Genomic DNA, 8101 nt, shown 5'->3' on the forward strand with positions numbered 1-8101 from the left:
GGCTTGCGCCGCTGCTACAGCGACCGCGTACCCCTGTAGCAGCGGCGCGAGCCGCGTCCGGGGGCTGCGTGTACCTGCGGATTCTCCGCGCAGCGCTTCTCGCTAGGCTTTTTGCAAAGGCAGCCTTTATCATGGCCACAGTTCCTCATCAGAGCCGCCCATGAAGTTTGCCATCGCTGTCTATTCGCCCGCTCATTCGCCGGCCTCGCGGCGGGCGTTACTGTTCGCCCAGGCGGTCTTGGCTCAAGGCCACCAACTGCTGCGGGTGTTTTTCTATCAGGACGGCGTACATACGGCGTCCAGCAATGTCGTCACCGCGCAAGACGAATCGGACACGGCCGCGCAATGGCGCGCCTTCATCATCGAGCACCAGGTCGATGCAGTGGTCTGCATCGCCGCCGCCTTGCGCCGCGGCATCCTGAATGAAGAAGAAGCACGCCGCTATCAACGTCCGGCCGCCAACCTGACCGAACCTTGGCAGCTGTCCGGGCTGGGACAGTTGCACGAAGCCGCCCAGCAAGCAGACCGGCTCGTCAGCTTCGGAGGTCACTGAAATGGCCAAATCCATGTTGATCATCAGCCGTCAGGCGCCATGGGCCGGCCCTGCCGCTCGCGAGGCTCTGGACATCGCCTTGGCCGGCGGCGCCTATGACCTGCCGGTTTCGATGCTGTTTCTCGACGACGGGGTCTACCAACTGGCGGACGCCCAGGCACCCGACGCCGTGCAGCAGAAGAACCTCGCCGCCAACCTGCAGGCGCTGCCGTTGTTCGGTGTCGATGAGCTGTTCGTCTGCGCCGCCAGCCTGGCCCGTCGCGGCCTGTCACATGCAGCGTTGGCCGTCGCCGCGCAGACGCAAACGGATGAGCAACTGCGCGAGCTGCTGCCGCGCTTCGACCTGGTGGTGACCCTGTAATGAGTACCCTTCACGTACTGTCGCATTCGCCGTTCAGCGACCAACGCCTGTCCAGCTGCCTGCGTTTGATGGGCCACGGCGACGCCATCCTGCTCAGTGGCGATGCGGTCTACGCCCTCGCACCAGGCAGCGAGCCCTGGGCGTCGCTATCCAGCGCCGGGGTCGCGGTGTTCGCCCTGGCTGAAGACGCACGAGCACGAGCGCTGCCAGGCAACCCCGCCGTGGAACTGCTCGATTACCCCGGGTTCGTCGAATTGACCCTGGCCTATGAAAAGGTCAACAGCTGGCTATGAATACGCTTACCGTCGCCAATCGGAACATTGCGCTGGATCAGGACGGGTACCTGGAGTCGCTCGACGACTGGAACCCGGAGGTTGCGTCCGCCCTCGCCAGTGCCGAAGGCCTTGAGCTGACCCCCGAGCACTGGCAGATCATCGAACTGTTGCGTAGCTTCTACGCGCAGTACCAGCTTTCGCCCGCTACCCGACCGCTGATCAAGTACGTCGCGCAGCAACTGGGCGCTGAAAAAGGCAACAGCCTGCACCTCAATCGCCTGTTCAACGGCACTCCTGCCAAACTCGCTGCGAAACTGGCGGGCCTGCCCAAACCGACCAATTGCATATGACCGACTACCCTGCACTGACCCTGGAAACCCCCGAAGAGCATCCGTTCGCCCAGTTCGTGCGGGCGCTGGGCAAAGGCAAGCGCGGCGCGCGCAATCTCACCGGCGAAGAAGCCCGCGAAGCCATGGGCATGCTGCTCGACAGCCGGGTGGAGGACGCGCAACTGGGCGCCTTCCTGATGCTGCTGCGGCACAAGGAAGAAAGTGCCGAGGAGCTGGCCGGGTTCACCCTTGCCCTGCGCGAGCGCTTGCAGGCGCCTGCGCTGGCCGTCGATCTGGACTGGCCAACCTACGCCGGCAAGAAGCGCCATCTGCCTTGGTACCTGCTCGCCGCCAAGTGCCTGGGCGGCAGCGGGCGGCGCATCTTCATGCACGGCGGCGGGGCCCATACGGCCGGGCGGCTGTACAGCGAGCAGTTGCTCGGCACCTTGAACATTCCCTTGTGCCGGGGCTGGGACGCGGTGGGCCAGGCGCTGGACCAGCAGGGTCTGGCGTTCGCGCCACTGGTGGACTGGGCCGCGCCCCTGCAGCGCATGATCGACCTGCGCAACAGCCTGGGCCTGCGCTCGCCCATTCATTCGCTGGCGCGGATTCTCAATCCGTTGAGTGCACGGTGTGGCCTGCAGAGCATCTTCCACCCTGGCTACCAGGCGGTGCACCGCGACGCCAGCGGTTTGCTTGGTGACACCGCGATCGTGGTCAAGGGCGACGGCGGCGAGATCGAGATCAACCCGGACAGCGCCAGCCATCTCTATGGCACCCGCGACCATCTACCCTGGGATGAGGAATGGCCCGCCCTCGCCGCCCAGCGCCACGTCAAGCCGCCCAGCCTGGAAAGCCATCACCTGGTCGAATTCTGGCAGGGCGAGCGTCAGGACAGTTACGGCGAGCTGGCATTGATCTCGACCATAGCCCTGGCCCTGCGCGGATTGGGCAGTACCCGCGAAGAGGCGTTCGAAGAAGCCCGCGCCCTGTGGGCGGCGCGGGATCTGGAAGGGTGTGCGAAATCGTCGTAGCCAATCGGCATGATGCCAGATAGACCGCATGCACCGCCGACGCGGCTCGCGCCGCTGCTACAGGGGTTGCTAAGCCGTGGCTGCGTAGATCGATCCCGTAGCAGCGGTACTCACCGTGCGCCTGAATGGACACGTTGGCACCGTGATACAGTTCATCGACACGCATAGGGGAGACGAACATGGGGTTGCTGATCGAAGGGCGCTGGCATGACCAGTGGTACGAAAGCAGCAAGGACGGCGCCTTCGAGCGTGAATCCTCGCAGCGCCGCCATTGGGTCACGGCCGACGGCGCCCCGGGGCCTGATGGCGAAGGCGGCTTCAAGGCCGAAGCGGGCCGCTACCACCTATACGTCTCACTGGCGTGCCCGTGGGCCCATCGAACCTTGATCGTGCGCAAGCTCAAGGCCTTGGAGACACTGATCGACGTATCGGTTGTGAGCTGGCACATGGGCGAGCATGGCTGGACCTTCGACAGCGACACCGGCTCGAGCGGTGATCACCTGGGGCCGCTGCAGTATCTGCATGAACGCTACACCCGCGACGATCCGCAGTACACCGGCCGGGTGACGGTGCCGGTACTGTGGGACAAGCAACACAATCGCATCGTCAGCAACGAGTCGGCCGAGATCATTCGCATGTTCAACAGTGCGTTCGATGCCATCACCGGCAACCGCGCGGACCTCTATCCGGCGCCCCTGCAATCGGCCATCGACCGCATCAACGAAGCGGTGTACCCCAACGTCAACAATGGGGTCTACCGTGCCGGCTTTGCCACCTCGCAGCAGGCCTATGCCAGCGCCTTCGATGACGTTTTCGCCGAGCTCGACCGTCTCGAAGCGACCCTCGACACCCAACGCTACCTGACCGGGGAGTACCTCACCGAAGCCGATTGGCGACTGTTCACCAGCCTGATCCGTTTCGACGCGGTCTACCACGGTCACTTCAAATGCAACCTGCGGCGCATCGCTGACTACCCGAACCTGTCCAACTGGTTGCGCGAGCTGTACCAATGGCCCGGTATTGCCCAGACGGTCGACTTCGAACACATCAAGGGCCATTACTACACCAGCCATCCGACCATCAATCCGACGGGCATCGTGCCCAAGGGACCGCTGCAGGAGTTCACTACGGCCCATGATCGCGAGCGCCTGCAAGGCCAGGGCATCTGGCAGCGCGGCGAAGGCTGAGCGCAATGCAGCCTTCATTGTTCGATGATCCACGACAACCCAGTCGCCGCGAGGCCTTGGGCGAGCAGACCTTCGTCCTGCGCGGCTTTGCCCTGCCCTGGCTTGACGAGATCCTGCCGGCCTTGCGTAAGGTACTCAAGGCAGCCCCCTTCCGGCGCATGGAAACACCCGGCGGGCACACCATGTCGGTAGCCCTGAGCAATTGCGGTCAGTTCGGCTGGAGCACGGATGCAAGAGGCTATCGCTATGTCAGCGACGATCCCCTTACCGGCCGACCATGGCCAGCGCTGCCCGACGTGTTGCACACCCTGGCGCGGGAGGCGGCGGCTGCGGCCGGTTTCGATGATTTCAGCCCCGATGCCTGCCTGCTCAACCGCTATGTGCCCGGCGCCAAGATGTCCCTGCATCAGGACCGCGACGAGCGCGACTACGGTGCGCCGATCGTTTCGGTCTCCCTGGGTCTTGCGGCGATGTTCCAGCTCGGCGGCCTGCAGCGCAGCGATCGCCCGCTGCGGGTGCCCCTGCTGCACGGCGACGTGATGGTCTGGGGCGGGGTCGATCGCCTGCGCTTCCATGGCGTGCTGCCGCTCAAGGAGGGCGTGCATCCGGTGATGGGGCCGCAGCGCATCAATTTCACCCTGCGCAAGGCGGGTTGAGCGCAAGCAACGGAGTGTCAGCCCCGGTACCAGGCGCTACCATGCCTGCCTCGACGATCGATGGAATCGCGCCATGCCCAGCCCTTCTGCCCCTCACAACCAATTGATCGCCGCCGCCTGCCGCCAGATCGAGGCCAGTGACGGCGTGCCCGAACTGGGCGAGCTTGCGGCGCAGGCGGGCTTGAGTCCATGGCACTTTCACCGGGTGTTCAAGGCCGCGACCGGCCTCACGCCGCGCAGCTATGCCAACGCCCGGCGAGCAGAGAAAGTCCGCGAACAGCTCCTTCAAGGCAAATCCGTCACCGAAACCCTGTACGCCAGCGGCTTCAATTCATCCGGGCGTTTCTACGAAGCGGCCAATGGCATGCTCGGCATGAGCCCCACGGCCTTTCGCGCGGGCGGCAGCAAGGCTTCGATCCACTTCGCGCTTGCCCAATGCAGCCTCGGCGCGGTGCTGGTGGCCTGCAGCGAACGCGGCGTGTGCGCGATCCTGCTGGGAGACGAGCCACAAGCCTTGCTCGACGATCTGCAGCGACGCTTCCCCAAAGCCACATTGGTCGGAGGCGACGCGGACTTCGAAGCGATCGTGGCCAAGGTGCTGGGCTTCATCGAGGCGCCAAGGGCAGGCCTGGACTTGCCCCTGGACATCCGCGGCACCGCGTTCCAGCAACGGGTATGGCAGGCGCTGGCGAGGATCGAACCTGGGACCACGGCCAGTTACGCCGAAGTCGCGGCGAGCATCGGCGCGCCGAACGCGGTGCGCGCCGTGGCCGGGGCCTGTGCAGCGAATGCCCTGGCCGTAGCGGTGCCTTGCCATCGGGTGGTACGTACCGATGGCGGACTTTCAGGTTACCGTTGGGGGGTCGAGCGCAAGCGCGAACTGCTCGCCCGCGAGCGTCATCCGGACAACGTCTGAGGGTGGCAGTGTCTGCGCACTGCCTGAGGCACCGCGCATCACGCTGGCATTACGCTATATATTTTGCTATACGACGGTCTTCCTTCCCGCAGAGTCTGCCTACATGAAGTTCACCACCACGCTGCTCGCCATCGGTACCGCGTTGGCATTCAATGCCGCCCACGCCGACGAAGTTCAAGTGGCCGTCGCCGCCAACTTCACTGCGCCGATCCAGGCCATCGCCAAGGCTTTCGAAACCGACACCGGGCACAAGCTGGTGGCGGCCTATGGGTCGACCGGTCAGTTCTATACGCAGATCAAGAATGGCGCGCCGTTCGAAGTGTTCCTCGCCGCCGACGACACCACGCCAGCGAAGCTGGAAAGCGAGCAGGAGACCGTTCCCGGTTCGCGTTTCACCTACGCCACCGGCACCCTGGCGCTATGGTCGGCCAAGCCCGGCTACGTCGACGCCAACGGCGCGGTGCTCAAGAAAAACGAGTACCAACATCTGTCGATAGCCAATCCCAAGGCGGCACCCTATGGCCTGGCGGCAACCCAGGTGCTGGACAAGTTGGGCCTGACCCAAGCCACTCAGGCCAAGCTGGTCGAAGGGCAGAACATCACCCAGGCGTTCCAGTTCGTGTCCACCGGCAATGCCGAACTGGGTTTCGTGGCACTGTCGCAGATCTACAAGGATGGCAAGGTGTCCAGTGGGTCGGCCTGGATCGTACCGGCGCAGTTGCATGATCCCATCAAGCAGGACGCGGTGATCCTCAACAAAGGCCGCGACAGTGAAGCCGCCAAGGCGCTGATGCAGTACCTCAAAAGCCCGGCTGCCGCCGCGATCATCAAATCGTACGGCTACCAGATCTGATGCCGCTGGATGCCAGCGACCTGGGCGCTATCTGGCTGACGATCAAGCTGGCGGCCCTGACCACCGTGATCCTCCTGTTGGTCGGCACGCCGATCGCCTGGTGGCTGGCCCGCACGTCTTCGCGCTGGCGCGGTCCGGTCGGTGCGGTGGTCGCCCTGCCCCTGGTGTTGCCGCCGACGGTCATCGGTTTCTATCTGCTGTTGGCGCTCGGCCCCCATGGCTTCATTGGTCAGGCCACGCAGGCGCTCGGTCTGGGCACGGTGGTGTTCAGCTTCACCGGGCTGGTGATCGGTTCGGTGATCTACTCCATGCCGTTCGTGGTTCAGCCATTGCAGAACGCATTCAGTGCCATCGGCGAGCGGCCGCTGGAGGTCGCGGCGACGCTGCGCGCCAGTCCCTGGGACTGTTTTTTCAGCGTCGTGCTGCCGCAGGCCAAACCTGGCTTCATTACCGCCAGCATCCTGGGTTTCGCCCACACGGTGGGTGAATTCGGCGTGGTGCTGATGATCGGCGGCAATATACCGGACAAGACCCGGGTGGTCTCGGTGCAGATCTTCGACCATGTCGAAGCCATGGAATATGCCCAGGCCCATTGGCTGGCCGGGGCCATGCTGGTGTTTTCCTTCGTGGTGCTGCTGCTGTTGCACCGCAGTCGCCAGCCGCACTCGGCCTGGAGTCGATGAAATGATCCATGTCCGTATCGACATGACCTATGGCACGTTCTCGCTGAACGTCGACCTGCAACTGCCGGGGCGCGGGGTCAGTGCGCTGTTCGGTGATTCAGGCTCAGGCAAGACCACCTGCCTGCGCTGCCTGGCCGGCTTGTCGCAGGCTGCGAACGCTTACATAGAGGTCAACGGCGAGGTCTGGCAGGACAGCGCCCGGGGCATTTTCGTGGCGCCGCACAAGCGGGCGCTGGGCTATGTCTTTCAGGAGGCCAGCTTGTTCGAGCATCTCTCGGTGCGCGGCAATCTGGAATACGGTTGGCGCCGAATCCAGCCTGAGCAGCGCAAGGTCGCGCTCGATCAGGCGTGCAGTCTGCTGGGCATCGAACACCTGCTGGAACGTCAGCCGGCGAATCTGTCCGGTGGCGAGCGGCAACGTGTGGGGATCGCTCGGGCGCTGTTGACCAGCCCCAGGTTGTTGCTGATGGACGAACCCTTGGCCGCGCTGGACAGCCGACGCAAGGGTGAAATTCTGCCCTACCTGGAGCGGCTGCACGACGAGCTGGAGATTCCGGTGGTGTACGTCAGCCACGCGCAGGACGAAGTCGCGCGTCTGGCCGACCACCTGGTGGTGCTGGAACAGGGCCGGGTGCTGGCCAGCGGGCCACTGGGCCCGACCCTGGCGCGCCTAGACCTGCCCATGGCGCAGGAAGCCGATGCCGGGGTGGTGGTCCAGGCCAGGGTGCAGGGCTACGATCCCACTTACCAACTGCTCTCACTGCAATTGCCCGGCGCTGTCGAACCCCTGCGTGTCGCTCACGAACTCAGGACCGCTGGCGAGACTGTGCGGATCAAGATCCAGGCCCGGGACGTCAGCCTCAGCCTGAGCCAGGACGACGCCAGCAGCATTCTCAATCGCTTTGCCGTTACCGTCGAGCAGGTGTCGGCGGCACATAATCCAGCGCATGTGCAACTCAGCCTGCGCGCGGGTGAGACCTTGATACTGGCGCGGATCACCCGCTTTTCGGCGGACCAGCTGGGCGTTGTGGCAGGTTTGCAGGCCTGGGCCCAGATCAAGGCCGTTGCCGTGTTGGCCTGAGGATCGCATCAAACCGCGTGATTGCCGCACGCGGCGGATCTGACACTCCGCAGCACCGCTGCTACAGGGGATCGCGGTCTCTGTAGCAGCGGCGCAAGCCGCGTCAACGGTGGATGCGGTACGCCTGAAAGAACGCCACAAACCCGGACGCGGCTCGCGCCGCGGCGACAGCA

At 64.5% G+C, this 8101-nt stretch carries 11 protein-coding genes; all 11 read left to right on the forward strand.

What is annotated here, in order from left to right; translation table 11 throughout:
- The first annotated feature begins 160 nt into the window (after positions 1-160).
- The 11 genes from tusD to modC all read left to right on the forward strand — a co-directional run bounded on the left by tusD (position 161) and on the right by modC (position 7928).
- Entirely contained in the window at positions 161-553 is a 393-nt protein-coding gene (gene tusD / locus QMX89_RS22105; RefSeq protein WP_282349890.1) for a sulfurtransferase complex subunit TusD, read from the forward strand.
- Between the two features lies 1 nt (position 554).
- Complete coding sequence (gene tusC, locus QMX89_RS22110; protein ID WP_282349891.1) at positions 555-914, forward strand: sulfurtransferase complex subunit TusC; 360 nt, start codon at positions 555-557, stop codon at positions 912-914.
- Positions 914-1207, forward strand: a complete 294-nt coding sequence (gene tusB / locus QMX89_RS22115) for a sulfurtransferase complex subunit TusB (protein ID WP_282349893.1) — start codon at positions 914-916, stop codon at positions 1205-1207. The genes tusC and tusB overlap by 1 nt, the downstream gene beginning before the upstream one ends.
- Positions 1204-1539, forward strand: coding sequence for a TusE/DsrC/DsvC family sulfur relay protein (locus QMX89_RS22120; protein ID WP_056842580.1), 336 nt, complete (start codon positions 1204-1206; stop codon positions 1537-1539). The genes tusB and QMX89_RS22120 overlap by 4 nt, the downstream gene beginning before the upstream one ends.
- Positions 1536-2552 (forward strand): glycosyl transferase family protein, encoded by a 1017-nt coding sequence (locus QMX89_RS22125; RefSeq protein WP_282349895.1) that lies wholly within the window; start codon positions 1536-1538, stop codon positions 2550-2552. The genes QMX89_RS22120 and QMX89_RS22125 overlap by 4 nt, the downstream gene beginning before the upstream one ends.
- Positions 2553-2731: 179 nt before the next feature.
- Complete coding sequence (locus QMX89_RS22130) at positions 2732-3739, forward strand: glutathione S-transferase family protein (RefSeq protein ID WP_282349896.1); 1008 nt, start codon at positions 2732-2734, stop codon at positions 3737-3739.
- A 5-nt stretch (positions 3740-3744) separates the two neighbouring features.
- On the forward strand, positions 3745-4395 hold the full coding sequence (gene alkB / locus QMX89_RS22135; RefSeq protein WP_282349897.1) for a DNA oxidative demethylase AlkB: 651 nt from the start codon (positions 3745-3747) through the stop codon (positions 4393-4395).
- A gap of 73 nt (positions 4396-4468) precedes the next feature.
- The gene (gene ada / locus QMX89_RS22140) at positions 4469-5311 is read left to right on the forward strand and encodes a bifunctional DNA-binding transcriptional regulator/O6-methylguanine-DNA methyltransferase Ada (RefSeq protein ID WP_282349898.1); all 843 of its coding nucleotides are present in this window, start codon (positions 4469-4471) and stop codon (positions 5309-5311) included.
- Between the two features lie 103 nt (positions 5312-5414).
- Positions 5415-6164, forward strand: a complete 750-nt coding sequence (gene modA / locus QMX89_RS22145; protein ID WP_282349902.1) for a molybdate ABC transporter substrate-binding protein — start codon at positions 5415-5417, stop codon at positions 6162-6164.
- Positions 6164-6847: a molybdate ABC transporter permease subunit gene (gene modB, locus QMX89_RS22150; protein ID WP_056842574.1), complete on the forward strand. Its 684-nt coding sequence runs from the start codon at positions 6164-6166 to the stop codon at positions 6845-6847. The genes modA and modB overlap by 1 nt, the downstream gene beginning before the upstream one ends.
- A gap of 1 nt (position 6848) precedes the next feature.
- Complete coding sequence (gene modC, locus QMX89_RS22155; protein WP_282349903.1) at positions 6849-7928, forward strand: molybdenum ABC transporter ATP-binding protein; 1080 nt, start codon at positions 6849-6851, stop codon at positions 7926-7928.
- Positions 7929-8101 lie beyond the last annotated feature (173 nt).

It is taken from the genome of Pseudomonas sp. PS01301, from assembly GCF_029960215.1.
Lineage (GTDB): Bacteria > Pseudomonadota > Gammaproteobacteria > Pseudomonadales > Pseudomonadaceae > Aquipseudomonas > Aquipseudomonas coleopterorum.